This window comes from Paenibacillus sp. FSL H7-0714 (assembly GCF_038003765.1).
In the GTDB taxonomy this organism is placed as follows: domain Bacteria; phylum Bacillota; class Bacilli; order Paenibacillales; family Paenibacillaceae; genus Paenibacillus_AQ.
In genome coordinates, this window is the sequence record NZ_JBBOPT010000001.1 from 3,424,500 (window position 1) to 3,450,686 (window position 26,187).

Below are 26,187 nucleotides of genomic sequence, written 5' to 3' on the forward strand. Positions count from 1 at the left end.
AATATGAAGAATCGATCCCTTGGCGCTTCCATCGCTGTAACCACGAACTATATCCTTCTAATTCTCATTGGAGCAGCAACGTTGTTTCCGTTTGTTTATGTAATAGGAGCCTCATTTACGACAGAGTCTGAGATGCTGCGGCGAGGCATTGTGCTCATTCCGGAGGATTTTACGCTGGAGGCATATCGGATAGTATTCTCCGGTCTCGGAATCAATAAAGCCTATTCGATTACTTTGTTTCGGACCATTGTTGGCACAGCGCTCAATTTGCTATTTACAGCGTTAGGGGCTTATGCGTTATCGAAGAAGGCGCTCCCCGGAAGATCCGGCTTACTTATGTTTATCGTATTTACGATGCTGTTCAGCGGCGGAATGATTCCGACATACATTTTAGTCAAATCGCTAGGATTGCTTAATTCCGTATGGGTGCTCATTTTACCGGGCCTTGTCAGCGTATTTAATTTTCTGGTCATGAAAACGTTCTTCGAGCAGTTGCCGCTGGAGCTGGAAGAAGCGGCTCGAATCGACGGATCGGGCGAGCTGCAGATGCTATGGAAAATCGTCATTCCGCTGTCGCTTCCTTCATTTGCAACAATCGGATTATTCTATGCAGTATATCATTGGAACAGTTATTTCGATGCCGTCATGTACATTACAAAACCGGATTTGATGCCAATTCAAGTCGTGCTTCGAAATATTTTGATGGCCGCACAATTTACGTCAAGCGAAAGCTCGTCAGGTACGCCGGTTAACATCATTGCGATTCAAATGGCTACAGTTCTCGTATCGACGGTTCCGATCCTTTGCGTGTATCCATTCATTCAGAAACATTTTGCCAAAGGAGTTATGTTGGGTTCGGTTAAAGGGTAGCACGCAAGAAGCATTTCCGGAGCTGCTAGCGGAGGCGGAGAGCCTGACCACTATCTCCGTTCCTCCCGTTCATAATTACAACGACTCGGGAGCAAGCGCCGGATATTGGCAAGGCTTAAATGCAACGGCAGTCGGACAATACATGGAATATACGGTCCAAGTTCCGAAGTCGGGGGAGTATTCGGTATATGCAACGAACAGAGTAGCGAGCAACAAAGGAATTTATCAGGTCTCCGTGGATGGAACCTCTGTCGGTATACCTAATGATCAGTTTCAATCGACGCCCGGATTCAAGGAGGCTCCTATCGGGAATATTCTACTGAACTCGGCGGGTAACCATACATTCCGATTTAGTGTCACAGGGAAAAACGCTGGCAGCAGCGGATTTACACTCGGATTTGATAACATTCGGCTAGTGAAATCGCAAGAGGTGTACAACGAGGCGTTGAGCCTGACTCCAATCGCAGTTCCTTCGTTCACGGACTGCAACGATGGCGCAGCCAGCGGCGGAGTATGGCAGCACTTGGGCGCAACAGGCCTTGGACAATACATCGAATATTCAATAGTTATTCTTGAGCAAGGCACGTACTCGATTTACGCGAGCACAGAGAAGCTAATAATAAAGGTATTTACAGCTCTCTGTGGATGGAGTCGACGTAGGAGCACCGTACGACCAATACCAAGCTGCATCGGGTTTCAGAATATCCCCGTTTGAAGCGGTCACACTCACGTCGTGCAAACATACATTCTGTTCACCGTTACCGGGAAAAATGCAAGCAGCAGCGCCTATTTTCTCGGAATTGATAATTTCAGAGTAGTTAAAAATTAGCAGAGAGTCCAAGATTGCTTTCTAATGCCTATTTGCAGGCGAAAGGCGATCTGCTGTTTCGATAATATATTAGAATATTTGCGTAAAATAACTAAAATCTATCGAGCGCTTTCTTTATATAATTAATAAAATCCAAACTTACTGAGAGGACAGATCTAACAAGATGAGCGCCTATATCGATTCAACATAACTATGTTTTTTGCAGGTCGGACTGACGCGGGAGAAATTTTAATGACGAGCGATGCAAAGGAGACTAAATAATATGATGCAAGAATGGTTCAAAAAAGCCAAGCTGGGAATTTTTGTGCATTGGGGCATATATGCGGTAAAAGGCATTCCGGAATCGTGGTCCATTGCAACTGGCGATATTTCTTATGACGATTATATGAGTCAGTTAAATCGTTTTACCGCTTCTAAATACGACCCCAAGAAATGGGCGAGGCTATTTAAATTGTCGGGAGCCAATTACGCAGTATTGACCGCTAAGCACCATGATGGTGTAGCTCTATTTGATACCCGGTATACGGATTTAAATGTGGTAAAAAGCAGTCCTGCGGGACAGGATTTAATTAAGCCTTATTGCGAAGCGATGAGGGAGGCGGGATTGAAGGTGGGGCTTTATTTTACGAATACCGATTGGGCCGATCTTGATCATTTCTCCGTTGTTCTGGATAAAACACCCGAAGAACTTGCACAGCTGCATAAGGTGAAGACGGAATATAGGAAAATATGGAGAGAATTGAGGGAAAGTGAGAGCCGTCTGAGCGATGATGTTATTGTCGGAACGCCTGTTCACAAGGAAGCATGGGCTCGCTTCCTGGAACGATATAAAGGGGAAATTCGAGAGCTGCTAACCCAGTACGGCGATATCGATTTAATGTATTTCGATGTTATGCTGGAAAGACGAGGATACCCTTGGAATGCCAAAGAGGTCAGGGAAATGATCGACGAACTTAGTCCGAATACCGTCATTAATTCAAGGCTTCAAGGGTACGGGGATTATGAAACGCCGGAGATGTATATCCCGTTAACGCCAATCCATAACCCATGGGAATTAAGCACCACATTTAATAATTCTTGGGGCTTCAGATTTGACGACAACAATTACAAGGATATTCATCAAATCGTTCGAATGTTGTGCGAGTGCATAACGAAGGGCGGCAATATGCTCATATCTCTAGGTCCTGACGAGTCGGGTGAAATTAATGCCGATTACGAAGAAAGACTCATTCAATTGGGACAATGGACAAGCAAATATGCAGAAGCTATATATCCGACTGAACGAGGGATCGAGCCGGAATATTTCCTAGGCGGTTCTACATTAAGCGAGGACAAAAAGGTGCTCTATCTTTTTGTGTATGACCGGCCGCATAAGTACGTTATGCTGAATGGCATCCGTTCATCCATTAAAAAAATAACAAGTCTTGCAAACGGAGCCGAACTGAAGCATCGTATTATCGGAGGAGCCGTCTGGCTCAATTTGCCGGGGTCGATATGGATTGAACTCGATGAGAAGGATCAGGACGACGTTTGTACGGTTATTAAAGTAGAGTTCGACGGAGAGATTGATTTGGTGGCGCTTCATAGCAGCGCAAACTCTGGCGGAGAAAACTGACAAGGAAAAGACATCTGTTCGAGCGCTTGCCGAACAGATGTCTTTTTATTAATGATTGCTGCGTGCCGTTAATTCAACACACCTATGGTTTTTGCAGGTCGGACTGACGCGGATGAAATATTAATGACTAGTGATGCAAAGGAGACTAAATGATATGATGCAAGAATGGTTCAAAAAATCCAAGCTGGGAATTTTTATAACATGGGGCATTTATGCTGTAAAAGGCATTCCGGAATCGTGGTCCATTGCGACAGGCGAAATTTCATATGACGACTATATGAGTCAGTTGAACGGTTTCACCGCTTCCCAATACGATCCTAAGAAATGGGCGAGGCTATTTAAATTGTCGGGAGCCAATTACGCAGTATTGACCGCTAAGCACCATGATGGTGTAGCTCTATTTGATACCCGGTATACGGATTTAAATGTGGTAAAAAGCAGTCCTGCGGGAGAGGATTTAGTTAAGCCTTATTGCGAAGCGATGAGGGAGGCGGGATTGAAGGTGGGGCTTTATTTTACGAATACTGATTGGGCCGATCTCGATCATTTCTCCGTTGTTCTGGATAAAACACCCGAAGAACTTGCACAGCTGCATAAGGTGAAGACGGAATATAGGAAAATATGGAGAGAATTGAGGGGAAGTGAGAGCCGTCTAAGCGATGATGTTATTGTCGGAACGCCTGTTCACAAGGAAGCATGGGCTCGCTTCCTGGAACGATATAAAGGGGAAATTCGAGAGCTGCTAACCCAGTACGGCGATATCGATTTAATGTATTTCGATGTTATGCTGGAAAGACGAGGATACCCTTGGAATGCCAAAGAGGTCAGGGAAATGATCGACGAACTTAGTCCGAATACCGTCATTAATTCAAGGCTTCAAGGGTACGGGGATTATGAAACGCCGGAGATGTATATCCCGTTAACGCCAATCCATAACCCATGGGAATTAAGCACCACATTTAATAATTCTTGGGGCTTCAGGTTTGACGACAACAATTACAAGGATATTCATCAAATCGTTCGAATGTTGTGCGAGTGCATAACGAAGGGCGGCAATATGCTCATATCTCTAGGTCCTGACGAGTCGGGTGAAATTAATGCCGATTACGAAGAAAGACTCATTCAATTGGGACAATGGACAAGCAAATATGCAGAAGCTATATATCCGACTGAACGAGGGATCGAGCCGGAATATTTCCTAGGCGGTTCTACATTAAGCGAGGACAAAAAGGTGCTCTATCTTTTTGTGTATGACCGGCCGCATAAGTACGTTATGCTGAATGGCATCCGTTCATCCATTAAAAAAATAACAAGTCTTGCAAACGGAGCCGAACTGAAGCATCGTATTATCGGAGGAGCCGTCTGGCTCAATTTGCCGGGGTCGATATGGATTGAACTCGATGAGAAGGATCAGGACGACGTTTGTACGGTTATTAAAGTAGAGTTCGACGGAGAGATTGATTTGGTGGCGCTGCATAGCAGCGCAAACTCTGGCGGAGAAAATTGACAAGGAAAAGACATCTGTTCGAGCGCTTGCCGAACAGATGTCTTTTTATTAATGATTGCTGCGTGCCATTATTTCAACACGCCTGCATCTTGCAACTGCTTTGTCGTATGTTCTTTATACTTCACATAGTCGAACTTGCTGTCCAGAGTCGCTAGATAATCGTCCCATTTCGAAAGCGGCTCTTTGCCTATCATAAACTTAAGGAGCATTTCATTCATATATTTGATTCTGTCCGCATATTTGGTATCGCTTGGATCCGGCAATACATAAGGGTTTGTTGTGTTCTCTTTTGTACTCGCCTGATTGGTTTTTTGGAATTCAATCGTTTGCGGGTTTAGAAAGTTGAAGTATGTCGCATCGTTAGCTTTACGTGGTAAAGCGTAGTTTGTCGCCCATCTATATTTCTCTATGGTCTCATTGTCAGCTTTATTTTCCTGGTTGATTTGAACTTTTCCGTCTACCTCATCCCAGAAGATCGATTTCACGCCATAGCATGCCCATTTGTAAAATTCTTGGTCTGTGTACCAATATTGAAGCAGTTCCATAATACGGCTAAGCTTCTCGGGATCTTTGGCCGCTTCTTTGGAAATTGCCCACGAATTGTTTTGGAATGGCTTCAGGCTAAGAATTTGATCGCCATGCGGTCCTTTGGGAGGAGCAATGACTGTCCAGTCCGGAACTTCGTTAATGACAGCTTTTATCTTTTCCTGACCTGCCGGCTCCATCGAACGCCAATCCGTAATGACAATACCCGATTTTCCCGCTAAAAATTTCTTTTCGATCGCTACTCCGTCTGTAGTGGATACCCAATCTGGATCCACGACATTAGCGTCCAGCATTTTATTGATAAACTCCAGCGCTTCTTTCGTCCGCGGATCCGTGCTGCCGAATACAAGCTCTCCATTAATTTGATCCACGACACCCGGATTGACACCGAACATCCAGAAGATTGCTGACCAGCCGAGAGCGGCATTGGTACCCCCGTTATTGACAGGGCTAATAATGCCTTCCTTCGATAAGCCTGGAGCAAAACCATACGTATCATTTTTGTTGTTACCGTCCGGATCGTTGAAGGTGAAAGCTTTCATCACTTCCAACAATTCATCCGGCGTTGTCGGTGCTTTTAAATTTAATTTCGTCAGCCAGTCATTGCGGATATACCAGCCATTAACCCCACTTACAAATTCATATCCGGGGGTGCCGATCATTTCGCCATTGTATTTCATCGCTTCCCACTCTGCAGGTTTGAACCGATTTTGCAGCTCGGAATAGTTTTTTAGCGTTTCGTCAAGACCGGCGATAATTCCTTGATCATAAAACTCGACTGCCGAAGCGCGATCCGTCATGAAGATCATATCGGGAATGTCGCCGGCCACAATCATCGAATTTAACTTCGCTTTCTGCTGGTCGGGAGGCAATATCGTCATCTGAAAATCTACGTTGACTGCCTTTTCCAGCATTTGGCGAATGGGATCGTTCTCACGGTCGGGCATTTGCGTTGTCGGATTGAACGCCCCCGCATTAAACGCCTTAATCGTAAGTTTTTTGTCAAATTTGCCCGGTTCCGCCGATGCCGACTGGCTCGGTTCGGAGGTAGACTCGTTCTTGTTTGCCTGCTTATTGCTGTTGCATGCGCTAAGCGCCAATACAACCGCCAAACATAAAACCAGAATCATTCTTTTTTTCTTCATTTTGACCGCTCCCTTTTTAAAATGATTGAAGTTGAAGTATCTTCCTCATTATCATAACTTGGAATCAATTAGCAACATCCCTTAATTTAATTCATTTAGTCTAATATTTTATGTTTTTTGTTCTAGCACCTAATTCTCCTAAAAGCGAAATCAATCCATAATATTTAACCTCAGTTTGACAATGCGGAGGTCGTTTGTATAGAAGTTCCAAAAATATTGATATAAAATTAAAAAATAATAGATGCCGAATCGATACTTTCTATGTAAAATATAGTTCTACACGCAGAGGAGATGAATAGAGTGCGAATACGTTTTAAAGGCATTGCTTTTAAACTGTTTATGATTTGCTTTGTATGCGCTCTCAGCGGAGTGATCCTAATCGGCGAATTGTCGTATCGCTATATTCGGCATCAAGTCCATGCTAACAATGAATACTATATCGAACAAATGATGTATAAAGTCGACCAGTATCTCTCTCTTACCTTCACATCTCTGCAAACGATCATCTTTGCCGTCGAAACTTCGGGACTTTCAACCAACACGATCCAGCAGCTTACAAAGCTATACGAATTAAATATGGAATATGTGAAGAACGTATATATTATTAAGCCTGATCTTTCGATTCTTAGTGGAAGAATGCTAAATCGCGTATTTGACGAGCCTTTGCCGGAGAGAGCAGTTATTTATAATAACGCATTGACGAATCCGGTAACGACGCTCGTAAACGGACCGTATTCCTCCACTTACTCGGGGTGGACCGTAACGATCACCCGGTTGCTACCGGGTTCCAATCCTCCCCTTGTCATTGCACTGGATTTGGATCTCCAAAGTAGTGAGAATACGCTGCTTGAGCTGAACAAAAAAGAATTGCTGAATCTTGCTCTGCTAGACAATGACGGCAAAATCGTTGCGGGTTTTCCCGAAAGCAAAGGGAAGCTGCAGGTCGATGAACATACTTTCTCGGTTTCCAACTTGACCGGCAAACGCATTATGGAGATCACCGATCCCAAGCTAACCGTTGGAAGCGGAAGCGACGAAGTCAATATTTCCAAGCTTTCTGCAAGCGATTTTAATTGGACCATCGTTTCGATTAATGATTATTCGCGCATTCAAGAGTCACTAACGAGATTGCAGGAATATTATTTTTCAGTGTTAGGAATAGGTATTGTCATCAGTCTTGTAAGCGCGCTGTTGATTACCCGCTTTATTCGTAAGCCGCTTGGTTATCTGACCCATAAGATGAACGCAGTCAAAAAAGGCAACCTAAATGTTGTCGTTTCTTATAAAAAGGAGGACGAGTTTGGAGAGCTTGCGCAAAGCTTTGACGATATGCTGAAACGCATTATGGAGCTTATGAATCAGCTCGATGTAAATAAAGAAAACCAGCGCCGTCTTGAGATTCAAATGCTGCAATCGCAGATGAATCCTCATTTTCTGTACAATACGTTAGGTTCGATCAGTAATGTAGTGAAGCTGGGCAAACTGGACAATGTCGATCCGGTCATTCAGTCCCTCATATCCATTATGGAATATGGGCTCTCGGACGCTTCGTTGCAGGTTCCGCTAATGGAGGAGCTTAACAACGTCAGAGATTATATACGGATTCAGTCCATCCGATATAATAAGGAGTTTCCAATTATTGAAGAAGTGGAGGAAGGGCTTCATACATATCTCACCTTCAGAATGCTCCTTCAACCTTTGGTAGAGAACTGCCTGTTTCACGGCTACAACGGTGGTAGAGTAGCGGGAACGATTTATATTCGGGCGTATCGACTGGATGACAAGGTATGCATCGAGGTGGCGGATCGCGGCATCGGAATGACTGATGAGATAAGGGATGTCGTTCTATCCGGACAGATGCCATCCCGTACAAGCGGGGATAACATAAGAGGCCGCCAAAGGATCGGTATGCGCAATATTCATGAGAGGATTCGTTTATATTACGGGGAACCATACGGCTTGACGATAGGAAGCGAACCTGGAAACGGGACGAGCGTAAAGATTCAATTACCGGGAACCTCCATAGAGGGAGAGTGGGCGTAGTGACGGTTTATAATTGTTTAGTTGTCGACGATGAGGATCTCATATTGGAAAGATTAAAGTACTTTTTTGCCGAGCGCTCCGGCATACAACCGTTTCGGTTAATTGGTGAAGCATTTTCCGGGGAGGAAGGATTGGCGTTCGCGGCAAGCAAGGTCCCCGATATCGTCATTTCGGATATCGTCATGCCAGTTATGGATGGGTTGACCATGATCGAAAGGATGAGAGAGCTTTATCCCAATATGATTTTCATCGTGTTGTCCGCCTACTCGGACTTCGCATATGCCAAACGGGCGATCTCAAGTGGAGTGATCGATTATGTGGTCAAGGTTCCGTTGAACGAATCGGACTTGGAGCGGGCTCTCACCAAAGCGGCTTATTGGCTAGATCAGAACAAAAATAATCAGAACAGACTTCAGGAACTGAATATGTCGCTTCTGGAAAACAAGTATCGGATAAGAAAACAACTGTTTTCGGAATTTTTCCGCGGCGGAGGCAAAGCGATTTTTGCTGAATCCATCATCTCTCGGCTGGGCCTTCAATTCGATGCCGATCGATATTGCGCCATCGCCATCACGATCAATCAATATCAAGCGTTCTGTCAAACCTATGCCTTTGGCGATCAAAGCGCCATTAAATACGGCATGATGAACGTGATAGAAGAAGTAATCGGATTGCATGGCAACGGGTTCGTATTGGAAATGGAAGATCAATTGTTCCTCGCTTATTTATCATGGCCGACGACGAGAAGCATGCACGAGTATGAACGGATCAGTTACGGTCTATGCTCTGACATCGCAATTAACATTAAGGAATATTTGAAATGGCCTGTATCCTTAACCGTTAGTTCGATCTATCACGACACGTTTAATATGATGACGGCAGCTCTACAGGCCAAGGAGATTGCCTGCGATTTGTTTTATTTGGATGGGACCGTTGTTACACCTACTACCAGAATCGTTTACCGTAATGAAGATTTATCGCATTTGGCAGCTTTGATAGTCGACTTGCTGGTGGAAATAAAGGGTAGGCCGGCAATTGCTGCCATCAATCAATTGCTTCACCAGCATAAGGTGCCCCCTAAAGCTCTGGCTTCATTGATGAAGCATATTGAAGACGGAATAAGCAACCGTATGCGGATAAGACTTTCGCTCGAAGCCGTACAGCAAGTGATGAAAGCCGTAACTGTCCAAGAATGGAGCGCTGGACTTATAAACGGTTTCCGCGAATCCATTGCGGCACAGGAAGAGAATTTATTACGACCGGAAGTCCAAAAAGCCAAAACGTATATTAAGATGCATATCGACAAGCGCGTAGTGTTGCAAGAGATCGCCGATCATGTAAATTTAACGCCGTCCTATTTCAGTACACTTTTTAAGAGGGAAACGGGCGAAGGATTGGTTGACTACATTAACCGGCATAAAATTGATAAATCGATTGAATTGCTCGTTTCAGGCAATTATACCATTCAACAGTTATCGGAAGCCGTCGGCATTTATAGTGAAAGTTATTTTTGCACCATTTTCAAGCAATATACGAATTTGACGCCTAAACAATATCGCAATCGTTTATCCAAATAATTTCAAGACTGCTCGTTGAGCAGTCTTGTTTTTTTATTTAATCAGTGTATTCGTCTGCGTCCGAAAAATTCGATAGATTTCAAAACAACTTCAAAAGATAGTGAAAATTAACGGAGTTAACAAACTATAAAATAGAGTTAAACCAATAGATAGGAGGGACAGAGATGTAAATTCAGCGATTCAAAGCCTTGAATGCCAATAATGTGCTCTATTTGCTGTCTCTGCCGAAATTAAAAAAGTTAACAGTCTTGCAAGTGGTGCTGAACTGAAACATCGCATCATCGGCGGAGCGGCATAGTTTAATATCCCAGGTGCGATCTGGATTGAAAATCAAAGAGACAGATACAGACGATATTTGCACCGTCATTAAAGTGGAGTTCGACGAGGCGATTGATTTGCTGACCTACAAGTGGGCGGTAGATTCGTTCGGAGAGAATGAATCTGCAGCAACATCCGAATATTTTGGAATAAAGCCGCAAAATAATTGAATTTTATGCCAAAAGCTCTTCGTAGAATAGAAAGATAACATTTAAGGAGAGGTGTGAAGGTTTAATGGACTTTCAATCAATGCTGCTTCCGGTACCCCGAAGCGCAACTTTTCAACTGGAAGGCTACCATGTCTGGTGCCCGACTGTTGTTAAAGGCAAGGATGGGCTTTACCATATGCTGTTCTCATGTTGGCCCATCGAAAGCAAGCATGACGGATGGGTCTCGAAATCGCTTGTCGGTTACGCCGTATCCGATCATCCGCTGGGGATTTTCAAATTTCGGCGGTTCGTGCTGGAAGGCAGAGGAGAAGGCTGGGATGCCGACGTCATACATAATCCGACCATGATTGCCTATCAAGATAAGTACTACTTATTCTATACAGGCAACTACGGCAATGGCGAGTATTGGGATCATCGCAATCATCAGAGGATCGGTGTTGCCGAAGCCGATCATCCCGGCGGACCTTGGCGCCGGGTTCACCAGCCCGCCATCGACGTGACGCCGGGGGCGTGGGATCATTTAATGGTGAGCAATCCGACCGTAACCGTAACGCCGCAAGGCAAGATCTTGATGATTTACAAAGGTGTTGGAGAGGGGGCATTGCCCAAGGGTGGCGCGGTCGTGTGCGGTGTCGCCGAAGCCGATCACCCGCTTGGGCCATTCCGTAAAGTTGCCGGGCCGATCATGGTGAATCCTGATAACGACTGGTCGGTGGAGGATCCTTTTATCTGGTCACGGGACGATCGTTTCTATGCGCTGGTCAAAGATTTTCAAGGATATTTCACGAAGACTGGGGTGAGCTCTGTCGCTCTGTTCGAATCGGAGAACGGCGTCGAGTGGGGCCCTGCCGCTCATCCGCTCGCTTTTCTGCGCCAGATTGTCTGGGAGGACGGTGTAGTTCAGTCCGTTGAAGCGTTGGAAAGGCCGCAACTGCTGTTCGAGAACGGCCACCCGGTCGTATTGTACTGTGCCACTGCGGTAGACTCGAACAGGGAAATCGCCTTTAATGTCGCGATTCCTTTGACTGAACAAGCCTATAGCCGCTGAGCTGATAATATTACCATATGAAATTAATCTTGTCAGAAGGCTGCAAATCATTGTTTGCGGGCTACCTAACGAGACGAAAACTGTTCTAAATGGAGGAATTCAATTGAAGAACGATTCGCTGCACATCAGGCCCCCTCATGCTAATTATAAGCTTGTATTTGAGGATCAATTTGATGGGAATAAGCTGGATGAAAAGTATTGGAATTACCGGGTCGGAGAGCGTCTGGGAGGACTTAATCTTCGTGAAAATGTAGAACTTAGGGACAGCCGACTAGTCATTCGTTTCGATTATGAGAATATCGACGGGCACATGCGGTATACCGGCGGAGGCATCGTTTCCAAGCCATTATTCGGTTACGGGTATTATGAAGCCAAAGGAAAGTTATGGGGGAAGAGCGGAGGCCTGCATTCCTCCTTCTGGTCAATGGGGAAGGAAGGGGATGGTATTCAGGCGCCAAGCAGCAATCTTATAATTGAAATTGACGGTTATGAAGTTGATTCGGGCAAGCCTACGCATATTGGGCAGAACGTTCATTATTATGTTGGGACACACAAGACTGTCGGGGGCTATAAAGGAGCGCTGCCTTACGAAACGATTGATGCGTCAGAGGAGGAATTTGTATTCGGCTATGAATGGCTTCCGAACCAGATTAACTGGTATTTGAATGGCGAATTGATAAGAAGCCTGCCGAATCCGTCATTTTATGGTCCGCAGAATGTATGGCTTACAGCACTGGGCAGCGATGTGTTCGATGAACATATCGATACGGGTTGTTTGCCGGGGGAAAGCTCTTGGGATTATTTCCGTTTTTATCAGATTGATTTAGTAGGCGTCAATCTAGTCGTAAATCCCGGTTTTGAGTATAACAAGAACAAAAATTTCGATAAGCGCTATATTCAGGATATGGGGGTACCCTTAGGCTGGTATAAAGGCGGGTGCACCCCGCAATTCTCCTACGTTCACGAGACTAAAGAAGCGTTCTCCGGCGAATGTGTACTTCGGCACGACGGTCCTGTTCCATTCCAGGTTGAAACCTGGGTAGAGGTTCCTTTTCTGCCGGAAGCAGCGTATACGTTCTCCGCAATGGTTCGGAATCCCAGAAACGGCTGTCACTTCATGAAAGTCATCGGGGCAGAAGGTGAAGAGCGTACGCTGCGCATACCTGCAACCCAGGGTGTGGAGTGGCAGCAAGTCGTTATTGAAGACATTCAAATCTTGAGCGGAGTATGCAAGCTAGTGTTTGCTTCCGATTCGGACAGGAATACGCCGCTGGAGGTGGACGAAGTAGCCTTCGTTCAGACGACAGGCATGGCACCGCATATAGATCTCGCTCCTTATCCGGAAGAAGCTTCAAAAGAATGGCTCCCGCTCGGCGAGATTCTGGTCGATAACGAACTGCCTGGCAGCGGTTATGAGGAAGTCGGGGCATGGCTGAGCAGTGGATTGCCCGGGTTCGTGCAAGGCAGCCGTTATGCAGCACCTTCTGCCGATAACTATGCTGTATGGAAGCCTCATCTTACCGAGGCAGGTTCCTATAAGGTCTCTTTTTACAACATTTGCTATGATAACAGGGCGGAAAAGGCTTTGGTCGAGCTTATCTATGCTGGTGGACGGGAATCCAGATGGATCAGCCAGCAGGGGGAATCGGGCTGGATCGAACTTGGCACGTATGATTTGGAGCCGGGTGATTATGTGAAGCTGACGGTTGCACCAGATTCTCGATTCGGCAACCTTGCAGCAGATACGGTGAAGTTTGAACCTCCTGGAACGGGGGTGCTTCGAGAAACGGTTGATAGATCCTGTATTGTACTGGCGGGATATAACGGCATGCTGGTCGAAGGCAGAAAGGAGAAATTGGATAGGAAACATCCAGATAAGACCCCGATTCTGCAAGACGGCATCCTGTTGGTGCCGGCGGGGAGCATAGCAGTCAGCTTCGGGGCAGGATCTATCCGGGTAGATGATGCGATGGAAACGATGGAGATTTTCTACAGTGATTATATGATTCGCTTCCGTATAGGTTCCAGAGTGATGAACGTCCATACGCAAGACATGGAAATGGCAGCGGCTGCTTGCATCTATCGTAACCAGTTATATGTGCCGTTCCAAGATTTGGCTCGTGCCTTTCGTAAAGAAGCCATGGTGACACCGGAAGGGCTTGGCATTTCTTCTGACTTTTCGATTGAATTCGAAATGCAGCGAAGAGCTGAAGATTTGCACAGGATTGCAATGCTTTTTCAATGTTAAAATATAAGCCTGTTGTGAGGAGGAAGAAAGTCTTTAACTCTTGTCGTTGTTAGAAATTGTCTTAGAACGGCTAGCATGTAAAGAAAGGAGAAAGCAAACATGTCGAACATTCAAATTATGTATGTTGCCCAGCATGGATACGATGATGCCGAGGGGACCGCGGAACTCCCTTTTGCCACAATTGCGAGGGCGCAGCGGGCTGCTAGAGCGGCTGTTAGAAAGGGGTTAGCCGTCCGCGTTCGGATTCAGCAAGGAACTTATTATTTAGACCAGCCGCTACAATTCGGCTCAGAGGATTCCGGCACGCAGGATGCCCCAGTGATCTACGAAGCGGATCAAGAGGGCGAGGTTATTATTAGCGGGGGGCATGCGCTGCGGCTGGAATGGCTCCCCTATGAGGGCGAAATTCGGATGGCAAAGACTCCTCCTGGATTGAAGCTTGATCGGCTTTTTATCAACGGTACGCAATATCATATGGCTCGCTATCCCGACTATAACGCGAATATACGCATTATGAACGGATTCGCTGCGGATTCTGTGAGTCGTGAACGCGCTGCGAATTGGGCCGATCCGACAGGTGGCTATATACATGCGATGCACAGTCGTCTCTGGGGAGATTACCGTTATCGCATCATGGGTAAATATGAGGATCATGAGCTCATTCTCAAAGGCGGATGGCAAAACAATCGACAAATGGGGATGCACCACGAATACCGCTATGTCGAGAACATATTTGAAGAGTTGGATACTCCTGGTGAGTGGTATCACGACCAAAAGACGAATATTCTCTATGTGTACCCGTATGAGGGAACAGAGGTTTCGAATGCTCTCGTTGTTGGTACGCAATTGGCACACCTTATTGAGATTCAGGGAAGTCCGGAAGCACCAGTCAGGCACATTGAATTCTTTGGACTCACTTTTACTCAGACGAATCGAACCTTTATGGAGAACCGTGAGTCGCTGCTTCGTAGCGATTGGACGATATACAGAGGTGGAGCCATTCTTTTCCGGGGAGCTGAGCACTGCACGATACGAGACTGTACGTTTGTTGATTTGGGCGGCAATGCGCTGTTTGTAGACGGCTACAATCGGCATATTACCGTTACAAGCTGTCTGCTTGAGGAGATTGGTTCAAATGGTATCGCTTTCGTCGGTCGGCCGGATAGCGTACGCAGTCCGCTCTTTGGGTATGAGGAACGGCAGAAACTTGCGAATCTAGACAGTATGCCCGGCCCGAAAACGAACAACTATCCTGCTCAATGCTATGTTGAGGACTGTCTTATTACTAAAGTCGGGCGAGTCGAGAAGCAATCCGCTCCTATTCAAATTTCTATGTCTCTGGACGTTACCGTGCGACACTGCAGCATCTATGACGTGCCCCGTGCAGGTATTAATATTTCCGAAGGCACGTTTGGCGGACACCTGATTGAGTTCTGCGATGTGTTCGAGACTGTACTGGAAACCGGCGATCATGGTTCCTTTAATTCATGGGGACGCGATCGGTACTGGATGCTAGAGGATGTAGAGGTGGATGAAATTAATCGGAATGCGGAAGCGCCGCTGTCCGAGCTGCCTCTCTTGGATATCGTGCGGCCAATCGTTATTCGAAATAACCGTTGGCGCTGTGATTATGGATGGGACATTGATCTTGACGACGGTTCCAGTTGGTATGAAATTTATAACAATTTGTGTTTGGCCGGCGGTATTAAGCTGCGGGAAGGCTTCTACAGAAATTGCGAAAACAATATTATGGTCAATAATACGTTGCACCCGCACGTCTGGTTTAAAGGCAGTCGGGATGTGATTCGCCGCAATATTATGTTCACGGAATATGCGCCGATCCGCGTGCCTCCACCCTGGGGGAGCGAATGCGACAACAATATCCTGCACTTGCAGGGTATGACTTGTCCGGAGTCCGCCTCGCAGCTGCAAGAGCAAAGCGGAAGAGATAAAGGGTCGCTTGTAGCTGATGCTTTGTTTGTAGACCCTGCAAGCGGCGACTACCGTGTCCGCGAGGGTTCACCCGCACTTAAGTTGGGATTTGTTAACTTCCCGATGGATCAATTCGGGGTGCGAAAGGCTTCTCTCAAGGAGCGAGCAAGAACGCCAAAGATTCCTCAGATTGGCGAAGTGGTCAGCACCTCGGGCAGAATCGCGCAACGGACGGACTGGGGAAAATGTAAAGTCAAGAACATCGTAGGCATGGGTGAAGTTTCCGCGGGGGGACTACCTTCCGAGAGCGGTGTAATCATTGAGACGATTCCATGGGGAAGTTGGCAAAACGAGAGCGGTTTCGAGATTGATGATGTCATTGTCAAGTTCGATGAAGCTGAGATCGATACGGTAGACGATCTGTTGTCACACTTCGAATCTGCGGTTCAGGGAAGTATCTTTGAAGTTACTGTTTTTCGCAAGCAAGGACGTATAATTGTGCAGGCGCACAAGAAATAACCATAACGAAAGCACATGGTTTACGAACAAAAAGCAAGCAATTTAAAGTGACCCCTAAAAGTTAGACAAATAGTTTTGCAAGTTGTTGGCGTGGGCTCGGTAATGTACCGGGCTCATGCCTATTAATTTTGACTTGATGCTTTTAAACTGTACCTCCAATGCTAACAAATGGGGTACAGTTCAGCCTGCTTATTGTTATATTCCAAAAATAATGTAATTAAATCGAAAAATATTAAAATTTGTTATTAAAAGAATGAGATACACTAAGATCGAGAGGTGGTGGAAGCGTTTTCAAAAAATCGCGTTTCGAGTTAATGATACCATTCAACTGATTGATGAGACGGGAGTGAATTGCAAAGTGAAAAAAATAATCGGAAGTTTTAGAATGCAGCTTTCCGGTTTTTTAGTTGCCACGGCGGCAAGTTGTTTAATCGCAGCGCATGTATCTGCAGCGCCTCCAAGCGATGATTATGTATTGAAATTTGAGGATAACTTCAATGGTTCAGCGCTGAATACCGATGAGTGGAACTACCGGACCGGCAGCCGTTTTTTTGGCAATAACAAGCCTGAGAACGTTACCATAACAACTGATCCGCAGGACAGCGCCAAAAAAGTACTGAAACTGCAATTCAAAAAAGAAACTAATGTTGAAGCGAACGGCGGCGTGCCGTTCTCCAATGCGGGTATCATCTCGAAGAGATTGCTCGGGTTCGGGTATTATGAAATCAGCGCCAAGATTTATGCGCACAGCGGGCTGCACACGTCCTTCTGGAACATGGGATTGAGTGATCTTGGCTTCAATAATCAAATCAACGAAATTGATATGTTTGAGATTGATGGGCATTCGCCGACGATCCTAGGTTCCAATTTGCACAATTATGTGCCTAGTCACTTTCTACCGTATCCGAATGCTACGGTGCATACGATTGCTGATTCTTCCCAGGCTTATCATGTCTACGGCTTCGAATGGCTACCTGACAAAGTACGTTGGTATGTAGACGGATTGATGATTCGGGAGTCGAACTATGCAGGGCCTCATGGTCTCCAGAATTTATGGCTGACCGCCCAGCAGTTAACCTACGACCCGAGCGGGGTGGATCTGTCAACGATGGATGCCAATGGTGTGCTCGGTGCAAGCTACTTCGACTATTTCAGGTACTATCAGACCCCCTCCGATTACAAAGCTGATGTAATGCAGGCGCCTTACAACGCGATTCTGGTGAACAATGATTCGCCGAAGTATTCGGAGTCCTCAGGCGATTGGATCAGCTCCGATCTGGCTTTTGGCTATCAGGATCGAGACACGCGAGAAGCTGTAAATAGCAATAGCTGGGCCAAATGGACGCCAGGATTGTCACAAAGCGGCAAATACGAAGTGTTCGCTTGGAACCCCAGCTACAACCAGAACTCGCTTAAAAACGCGCATTATACCGTTGTCTATAAAGGGGCGAGCATGGATATCTACGTCGATCAAAGTACAGCTGGTCAGAACTGGGTAAGCCTTGGCATTTATGACTTTACAACAGATGCCAATAACTATGTCAAAGCTGCCAAAGACGCTACCAGTCCGGCAGCGGAAACGCTGCGCACGGACGCTGTCATGTTTGTTCCGGTAAGTAGTTATATCGACGAAAACAGCTCCAATTACAGTGAATCCGGCACGTGGACCAATTCGACAGAGTTTATAGGTGCGGATGGTTCCACAACCCGATGGAATTCCACCAACGGTTCCGCCAAGTGGTCTCCAAACCTTGCAGCCAGCGGGTGGCATGATGTGTATGTCTGGCTGCCGGTACATCTCAGTTCAAGCAACAAGGCGAAATATACGATCTCGCATAACAGCGTTACGGATACTGTCTATGTCAATCAGACGCAAGGGAGCAGTCGTTGGGTGAAGCTGGGCAGCTTTGATTTTATGGCGGGTGCCGGTGACTATGTGAAAGTAGAGAACGGCAACTCCGATCCGGCGAATATTCGGACGGACGCGATCAAATTTTTCCCTTTAGCAGCTCAGGATTTGACTGCACCGACGATACCATCGGCTGACATTATGGTGACGCCAGAGTCCGATCCAACACTTGGACGCTACAACCTTATTTTCAGTTGGACACCAAATAGCGAAAGCGATCTTGCCGGTTATCATGTGTACTTGAGCGGCATCAAACTCACGCGAACACCGATTCAACAAACCAGCTATAAAATATTCAAGGGACAGGCTCAGACCAACTATAATCTCGCAATCACGGCTGTAGATTATTCCGGCAATGAATCTGCTCCGAGAACTTTTACAGGTACAACTGATATGGATACAACTGCGCCAAGCGCTCCATCAGGTTTGACGGCTGAAAGCGCCGGCTCCGGAAATATCCATTTGAAGATTGGGACACGAAGTCAAGGAGAGGACGTTGCAGGTTATAACTATTATATGAACGGTGTTAAAGTCAATAGCTTACCTGCAGGTACTCCATATGTTGTAACTGGCTTAACAAACGGGACTGCGCATACATTTGAAGTGGCTGGGGTAGACCGGGCCGGTAACGAGTCTTTCAAATCGAGTGCAGTCAAGGCTGTACCGATTAATCAGACGGTTGTCGCATACGGAGATTTACGTTATCGGGATATTGAAGTTACCGGTACATGGATTGGCTCATCACTCACGCCGTTCATTGGAAATACGGTGTATACGAATGAGACTGGCGCATCGTTAACCTGGAAACCGAGAGTGACTTCAGGTGCGTATGAAGTGTTTGCTTGGGTGGCCAAAACAAGCAATGCCTCGACGGCTGCCCGATACACAATTCATACGAGCGCAGCCGCTTCTTCGGATATAGTGATTAGTCAGAATGGCACCGGCGCGTCCTGGGTATCCTTGGGCAGCTATAATTTCAGCGGTTCAGATGTGAGCGTCACTCTGGAAAATGCTGCCAACTCCGGATTTATCCGAGCTAATGCGATTAAATTGGTTCCGCTTGAAATTGACAGCGGGGACGTGCAAAGCAGATATACCGAGACAGGAGCTTGGTCGGATGACACTGCGGTAACCGGCTGGCAGGGTTCGGCAACCAGAAAGAGTAATTCCTCAGGCGCTTTAGCCTCCTGGACGCCTTCGTCGTTAGCGAATGGCTATTATGAGATTTATGCCTGGCTGCCTACCGCAAGCGACGGTACGGTTTCTGCCAAATATACAATTTATCATAATGGCAAAAGTGATGTTGTAACAAAGAATCAGTCTACCGGGGGTAACCAATGGATTCGAATTGGTTCTTACGATTTTGATGGCGGCGGAGCTGAATACGTGACGCTAGAGAATGGTGCAGGCTCAGGTACAGTGCGGGCGGACGCCCTCAAATTAATGGCACTGCCGCCGGCCATCGTCATCGATAATGGCGCAGAGGGATATACGGAGTTATCTGGCACATGGAATAATAGCGGTTTGCAGGGATATGGCGGATCGGCTACGCGATACAGCGGCACGACAGGTGCAACCGTTAAGTGGCAGCCGACACTTTCGCAAGCCGGTACCTATAAAGTGTATCTGTACAAGGTACATGCCGCATCCAACCCGGATACTTCCTCCGACCCCAACGCCAAAATCACGATTTATCATGGAGGAGTCACTGATACCCAATATGTAGATTTCACAACAGGAGCCACTGGGTTTGTAGAGCTGGGTGAATACTACTTTGACGCTGGCAGCACCGGCTTCGTTCAGAATACGCTGAATACGGCAGGATGTAATATTCGCGCGGATGCCGTGATATTTCAATTAATTTATGGTAATTAGACCATTTTGTACAAATAGGCTTTATTAATGTTTCTTATCAGGCTCCTGCCATTCATTCGGTAGGGGCTTGTATAAATTTGCAAGTTAGGAAATGTCGAGTATAGAGTCAAATGGTAGCGATTTCTCGATACCAACTTTAGAACGAAATGGATTCTCATTCAATGTTGGTTACCTTTCATGCGGCTGATCGTTTATGACTGATTGTGGTTTTTTGATCGTGAATTATCGGGGATTTTCCGTTATATATCGAAATATGGACGCGAGCAAAGGTGATATAGTAGTACATATATTCAGAGAAAAGGTAAGAAAAAGAATAAGATAAGGCAACACCATGTAAAGAGATCTAAAGCAAAATACATTCAGCTGACGCGAATTTAGAGGGGGAAATCATCTTGTCATTTAATGCAACGAAATTAAAAGCGTCAAAGTGGTCGGTAAGGCTGAAGAACGGACAGGTTCAGAATAATGACGGACTCGTGCTGGAGAGAAATTGGTCTGGAAACGGTTGCGATTTCAAGTTCATTCACAATGGGACGCAAATCGCAGTGACCATTAACATTATAAAATTCTTTCAGACGCTTTTTAATCTTGCCCTGCTTTCACCAGACGGGCCAGAATCGGTTCACGAAGCCTTCGCATCATGCGTTCGGTTCAACGGTGAAATTCGATTGAATGAGAAAGAGTTCGAAATCATGCTCGTGGCGGATGGTATTAGGAGGTTGCCCGGTGAAGTGTGGGAATTGGAGCTTTTTTTTATTCTTGATGGTAGCAGTCCATCCGAACTGCTGGAACAATTAGCAAGTACAATTGAACGTTATCATCCGCGCTTGGAGTTACCCGAGACGACCCAAACAATATCGCAATCGTTTATCCTAATAATTTCAAGACTGCTCGTTGAGCAGTCTTGTTTTTTTATTTATTTAGTGATATTCGTTTGCGTCCGCAAAATTCGATAGATTTCAAAACAACTTCAAAAGATAGTGAAAATCACCGGACTTAACAAACTCTAAAATAGAGTTAAACCAATAGATAGGAGAGACAGAGATGAAAATTCACCCAGAGTCATTTTCCGCTAGGCCTGCATTATGGAAGCGGGGATTCAAAGCCTTAAATGCAAATAGAGCGCTCTATTTGCTGCTTCTGCCGGGGCTTCTCTATTTTACGATTTTCAAATATTTGCCGATGGCAGGTATCATTGTCGCATTTAAGGACTTTAATTTAGGACAAGGCATATGGCACAGCGATTGGATCGGGTTTGAAAATTTTCGTATTTTTATTGAAGGTGTATATTTTTGGCAAATATTAGGAAATACCATTATTATTTCCTTATACAAGCTTTTGCTTGGATTTCCTGCACCGATTATTCTGGCATTGCTGCTGAATGAAATTCAAGCGAGTTGGTATAAGAAATTCGTTCAAACCGTTACGTATATGCCTCATTTCTTATCGTGGGTCATTGTGTACGGAATGATGGTCGCTTTATTGTCGCCAGGAGACGGCTTGATCAATCAATGGATCAAAGACAGTGGATTTCAGCCTATATCCTTCCTCTCGGAACCTCAATGGGCAAGATTTTTAGTGGTCGCGTCGGAAATATGGAAGGATCTCGGCTGGGGAGCGATCATCTATTTGGCGGCTTTGGCGGGAATCGATCCAAGTCTCTATGAAGCAGCTAGAATGGACGGAGCATCGAGGTGGAGGCAGTTGTGGCATGTGACTCTGCCCGGCATTCGAACGGTCATGATCTTAATGTTGATTATGAAGCTCGGCCATATATTGGATGCCGGATTTGAGCAAATCTTTATGCTGGCCAATGCTTTTAATCAGGAAAAGATCGATATTATAGACACTTGGGTTTACAGGGCAGGGCTTGAGCGTATGGAGGTTGGCCTTGCCACCGCTGTCGGATTATTCAAATCGATAATCGGATTTATCATGGTTATTCTGGCCAATAGGATAGCCAAAAAATTCGAAGCTGAAATCTGGTAGGAGGAATTGAAATAATGACCAATACTTGGATGAACAAAATGAATCAAACAATCATTGCCGTTATACTTTTTGTATTCGTACTCTTATGTGTTTTGCCTGTCTTTTATGTCATTGCTGTTTCGCTTACTCCGGTGACCGAAACATTAAAAAGAGGAGTTATATTAATCCCTTATTCGATTACCTTTGATGCGTATCGCGAAATATTGAGCGGTAACGGATTGGGCAGTGCCTACCAAGTTACAATTATTCGTACGGTTTTAGGTACAGCGCTTAATCTATTTTTCACTGTTATTACCGCATATCCACTTTCCCGCAGTAAACTGCCGGGCCGAAGCGGATTCTTGCTCTACATTGTATTCACCATGTTATTTTCTGGAGGTCTGATACCGACCTATTTGCTAATACGAGAGCTGCATCTGATCAATACCATCTGGGTGCTGATTGTTCCCGGACTCATAAGCGCGTTTAATCTCGTTATTATTAAGGGCTTCTTCGAACAACTGCCAACTGAACTGGATGAGTCGGCGAAGGTGGACGGAGCAAGCGAATGGATCATTTTGTGGAAGATCATCTTGCCATTGTCGCTGCCGGTTATGGCAACGATCGGTTTGTTTTATGCAGTTGGCCATTGGAATGCTTATTTCGATGCCGTCATTTATATTAACGATACGAATTTAATGCCCTTACAGGTTGTTCTTCGCAATATTTTACTGAATGTACAGCTGGAGAATACGGACCCGCTTAACACTTCAACCGTCGTTAGTATGATTGCTCAGCAAATGGCTGCCGTCGTTGTTGCAACTCTTCCTATTCTGATTATTTATCCGTTTGTCCAAAAGCATTTTACGAAAGGTGTGTTGCTGGGCTCGATTAAAGGTTAGCTCTCTTATGATATATAACCAAAAAAATCAATATTTTATCGATAAATATTGATAATAGTTAGACAATTTATTTTGTACAATGTGCTTATCCCCCAAAAAAATCATCAAATATTAGGAGGTCAAAATCAGTGAAGAAAAAAACATCAATTGTCTCACTAGTGGTATTATTAGCATTTTCAATGGTTTTATCTGCATGCAGCGGAAAGAACGGCAATAATCCAGAGTCTTCGCCCAAATCGTCGAACGCCGTTTCGCCGGAACAAGGAGCATCCGAACCGGGGAAGTCGGATAAGAAGATCGCAATAACCGTCTACAATGCTGCAACATTTAATCAGGCGGCGCCAATCCCGTCGAAAGAAGATGACATCATCAGACAAATGTTTGAGAAGGAGCTTAACATTGATTTCAAAATGACAGTTCCTCCTCAGGGACAAGATGTAACAAAATTGAATTTGCTCATATCGTCCAACGATGCTCCTGATCTCATGAATTTCAGATTGTTGACTCGGGCTTATTCGTTCTATGACCAGGGAATATTGGCCGATCTCGATGAGGTCATAGACCGATATCCCGCGCTTAAGGAAAGGTTCACCGAAGAACAATGGTCATCCATGAAATATAACGGGAAGACGATCGGCATCCCTGTATCCGACCCTACATCGGGCACAATGAGCTGGTGGATTCGTTACGACTGGCTGAAAAAATTAAACCTTTCCGTTCCGACGACGCCGGACGAGCTGCTCGAAGTATTAAAGGCGTTTACCTTTGACGACCCTGACGGTAACAGTAAGGATGACACCTACGGTATTACCGGCGGCGTATTGAAAGATGGCAACACGATTTTAGGTCTTGACGGACTCTATGCCATGTTTGGAACGTTTCCAAACCAGATCGATGTGAAAGACGGGAAGGTTGTTATCTACAACACCGATAATCGGACAAAGGAAGCGCTCGCTTACCTCAACAAACTTTATTCGGCTAAAGTCATCGATCCCGATTTTGCTACGATAACGGACAAAGTTGGAATGGATCAGAAATTTTTAAAAGGTAAGAGCGGATTTGCTATAACTGATTGGCGTTCCTTGGAACCGAACAGTCAGCAGCAGATGAAGGATCTTGGCGGAGAAACACCGGAATGGATTGCAATTCCACCGATGAAAGGACCGTTTGGCGATCAAATCTCCTCTGTTGCGGGCTCCCAAAACAATATGTGGGCAATCTCTAAAAAAGCGGCCGAAGATCCGGAAAAGCTGGATCGAATTATGCAGCTACTTCAGTATTGGTATACTGACGAGGAATCCTATCCGTACATTGCATATGGAGTAAAGGGTGAAACGTGGGATATTGTTGACGGTAAACCTAAGAAGCTGGAGCTGACAAAAGAAATTGAGGATAAATACAAATACATTGCGCATTACCAATTGTCTCGCAGAGGCGACGATCCGATTTATTTCAATTACGAAAATCCGAAGACTGACGAATATCGTCAATTGAACTTGAAGTACGTTTATTCAAATCCATATAATCAACGTGTAACCGCGGATCCTGAAGACAAGTCGATTGCGGATCGCCAAAAGTATACGAGCGAAATGTTTCTTAGATTCGTGACGGGCAAAGAACCGATCAGCAATTGGGATGCGTATCTCCAGACGTTGGAGTCTAAATTCAATCAAAAGAAATACGAAGAAAATGTAATCAAGCAGCTTTCGGATTTAGGGTTATTACAGTAGAACAGCGTGAAAGCCGTCATAGATTGACGGCTTTCTAATTTCATAGTCGAATATGCAGAAATGATGAAAGTGAAGTGATGTACGTCGAAGCGGCATAGTTTAATATCCCAGGTGCGATCTGGATTGAAAATCGAAGAGAAAGATACAGACGATATTTGCACCGTCATTAAAGTGGAGTTCGACGAGGCGATTGATTTGCTGACCTACAAGATGGCGGTAGATTCCTTCGGAGAGAATGAACCTGCAGCAACATCCGAATATTTTGGAATAAAGCCGCAAAATAATTGAATTTCATGCCAAAAGCTCATCGTACAATAGAAAAATAACATAAATGGAGAGGTGTGAAGGTTTAATGGACTTTCAATCAATGCTGCTTCCGGTACCCCGAAGCGCAACTTTTCAACTGGAAGGCTACCATGTCTGGTGCCCGACTGTTGTTAAGGGCAAGGATGGGCTTTACCATATGCTGTTCTCATGTTGGCCCATCGAAAGCAAGCATGACGGCTGGGTCTCGAAATCGCTTATCGGTTACGCCGTATCCGATCATCCGCTGGGGCGTTTTCAATTTCAGCGGTTCGTGCTTGATGGCAGAGGAGAAGGCTGGGATGCCGACGTCATACATAATCCGACCATGATTAGCTATCAAGATAAGTACTACTTATTCTATACAGGCAACTACGGCAATGGCGACTATTGGGATCATCGCAATCATCAGAGGATCGGTGTTGCCGAAGCCGATCATCCCGGCGGACCTTGGCGCCGGGTTCACCAGCCCGCCATCGATGTGACGCCGGGGGCATGGGATCATCTAATAGTGAACAATCCGACTGTAACCGTAACACCGCAAGGCAAGATCTTGATGATTTACAAAGGTGTTGGAGAGGGACCGTTGCCCAAGGGTGGAGCGGTCGTGTGCGGTGTTGCCGAAGCCGATCACCCGCTTGGGCCATTCCGTAAAGTTGCCGGGCCGATCATGGTGAATCCTGATAACGACTGGTCGGTGGAAGATCCTTTTATCTGGTCACAGGGCGATCGTTTCTATGCATTAGTTAAAGATTTCCAAGGATATTTTACAAAGACTGGGGTGAGCTCTGTCGCTCTGTTTGAATCGATGAACGGTACCGATTGGGAGCCTGCCGAACATCCGCTTGCATTTCTGCGTCAGATTGTCTGGGAGGACGGTGTCGTCCAGCCTGTGGAAGCGTTGGAAAGACCGCAACTGCTGTTTGAGAACGGCCACCCGGCCGTATTGTACTGCGCTGCAGCGGTTAACCCGAACCGGGAAGTTGCCTTTAACGTCGCGATTCCTCTGGCTGAATTACGAATTGGATAGCATCTCGGAGGATTTAACCCTCGCGAGAATGTAGAGATGAAGGCATGAGAGAATCGCAATAATTCGTGTACTCATGAAGCGATGATAACAGGTTATGATGACT

The 26,187-nt window shown here is 45.6% G+C and carries 18 protein-coding genes; 17 read left to right on the forward strand and 1 reads right to left on the reverse strand.

Features of this window, described 5'->3' with window-relative positions:
* The first annotated feature begins 3 nt into the window (after positions 1–3).
* From NST34_RS15235 to NST34_RS15250, 4 genes are all read left to right on the forward strand, one after another.
* Complete coding sequence (locus tag NST34_RS15235; protein WP_341128161.1) at positions 4–870, forward strand: carbohydrate ABC transporter permease; 867 nt, start codon at positions 4–6, stop codon at positions 868–870.
* A complete protein-coding gene (locus tag NST34_RS15240) occupies positions 833–1,585 on the forward strand; it encodes a hypothetical protein (RefSeq protein WP_341128162.1) in 753 nt (250 codons plus the stop codon). The genes NST34_RS15235 and NST34_RS15240 overlap by 38 nt, the downstream gene beginning before the upstream one ends.
* A 376-nt stretch (positions 1,586–1,961) precedes the next feature.
* Positions 1,962–3,314, forward strand: a complete 1,353-nt coding sequence (locus NST34_RS15245) for an alpha-L-fucosidase (RefSeq protein WP_341128163.1) — start codon at positions 1,962–1,964, stop codon at positions 3,312–3,314.
* A gap of 154 nt (positions 3,315–3,468) precedes the next feature.
* Complete coding sequence (locus tag NST34_RS15250) at positions 3,469–4,821, forward strand: alpha-L-fucosidase (RefSeq protein WP_341128164.1); 1,353 nt, start codon at positions 3,469–3,471, stop codon at positions 4,819–4,821.
* 68 nt (positions 4,822–4,889) lie between these two features.
* Here the strand turns inward: NST34_RS15250 and NST34_RS15255 are convergent, their stop codons facing one another.
* On the reverse strand, positions 4,890–6,512 hold the full coding sequence (locus NST34_RS15255) for a hypothetical protein (RefSeq protein ID WP_341128165.1): 1,623 nt from the start codon (positions 6,510–6,512) through the stop codon (positions 4,890–4,892).
* 300 nt (positions 6,513–6,812) lie between these two features.
* Between NST34_RS15255 and NST34_RS15260 the strand changes: the two genes are divergently transcribed.
* The 13 genes from NST34_RS15260 (at position 6,813) to NST34_RS15320 (ending at position 26,084) form a co-directional block, all read left to right on the forward strand.
* Positions 6,813–8,555, forward strand: coding sequence for a sensor histidine kinase (locus NST34_RS15260; protein WP_341128166.1), 1,743 nt, complete (start codon positions 6,813–6,815; stop codon positions 8,553–8,555).
* On the forward strand, positions 8,555–10,132 hold the full coding sequence (locus tag NST34_RS15265; RefSeq protein WP_341128167.1) for a response regulator transcription factor: 1,578 nt from the start codon (positions 8,555–8,557) through the stop codon (positions 10,130–10,132). Before NST34_RS15260 ends, NST34_RS15265 begins: the two co-directional genes overlap by 1 nt.
* Before the next feature lie 323 nt (positions 10,133–10,455).
* Positions 10,456–10,620 carry a hypothetical protein gene (locus tag NST34_RS15270; protein WP_341128168.1) on the forward strand — a complete coding sequence of 55 codons (165 nt, stop codon included), beginning with the start codon at positions 10,456–10,458 and terminating at the stop codon, positions 10,618–10,620.
* Between the two features lie 64 nt (positions 10,621–10,684).
* Positions 10,685–11,668: a glycoside hydrolase family protein gene (locus tag NST34_RS15275; RefSeq protein ID WP_341128169.1), complete on the forward strand. Its 984-nt coding sequence runs from the start codon at positions 10,685–10,687 to the stop codon at positions 11,666–11,668.
* A 103-nt stretch (positions 11,669–11,771) separates the two neighbouring features.
* The gene (locus tag NST34_RS15280) at positions 11,772–13,916 is read left to right on the forward strand and encodes a golvesin C-terminal-like domain-containing protein (RefSeq protein ID WP_341128170.1); all 2,145 of its coding nucleotides are present in this window, start codon (positions 11,772–11,774) and stop codon (positions 13,914–13,916) included.
* Between the two features lie 99 nt (positions 13,917–14,015).
* A complete protein-coding gene (locus tag NST34_RS15285; RefSeq protein ID WP_341128171.1) occupies positions 14,016–16,367 on the forward strand; it encodes a hypothetical protein in 2,352 nt (783 codons plus the stop codon).
* Positions 16,368–16,620: 253 nt separating this feature from the next.
* Positions 16,621–20,151 (forward strand): golvesin C-terminal-like domain-containing protein, encoded by a 3,531-nt coding sequence (locus NST34_RS15290; protein ID WP_341128172.1) that lies wholly within the window; start codon positions 16,621–16,623, stop codon positions 20,149–20,151.
* A 392-nt stretch (positions 20,152–20,543) separates the two neighbouring features.
* On the forward strand, positions 20,544–21,107 hold the full coding sequence (locus tag NST34_RS15295) for a hypothetical protein (protein WP_341128173.1): 564 nt from the start codon (positions 20,544–20,546) through the stop codon (positions 21,105–21,107).
* Between the two features lie 88 nt (positions 21,108–21,195).
* Positions 21,196–22,140 (forward strand): ABC transporter permease, encoded by a 945-nt coding sequence (locus tag NST34_RS15300; protein WP_341128174.1) that lies wholly within the window; start codon positions 21,196–21,198, stop codon positions 22,138–22,140.
* 14 nt (positions 22,141–22,154) lie between these two features.
* Positions 22,155–23,021, forward strand: coding sequence for a carbohydrate ABC transporter permease (locus NST34_RS15305; RefSeq protein ID WP_341128175.1), 867 nt, complete (start codon positions 22,155–22,157; stop codon positions 23,019–23,021).
* A gap of 128 nt (positions 23,022–23,149) precedes the next feature.
* Entirely contained in the window at positions 23,150–24,751 is a 1,602-nt protein-coding gene (locus NST34_RS15310; protein WP_341128176.1) for an extracellular solute-binding protein, read from the forward strand.
* A gap of 123 nt (positions 24,752–24,874) precedes the next feature.
* Complete coding sequence (locus tag NST34_RS15315; protein WP_341128177.1) at positions 24,875–25,039, forward strand: hypothetical protein; 165 nt, start codon at positions 24,875–24,877, stop codon at positions 25,037–25,039.
* 64 nt (positions 25,040–25,103) lie between these two features.
* Positions 25,104–26,084: a glycoside hydrolase family protein gene (locus NST34_RS15320; RefSeq protein WP_341128178.1), complete on the forward strand. Its 981-nt coding sequence runs from the start codon at positions 25,104–25,106 to the stop codon at positions 26,082–26,084.
* The last annotated feature ends 103 nt before the right edge of the window (positions 26,085–26,187 follow it).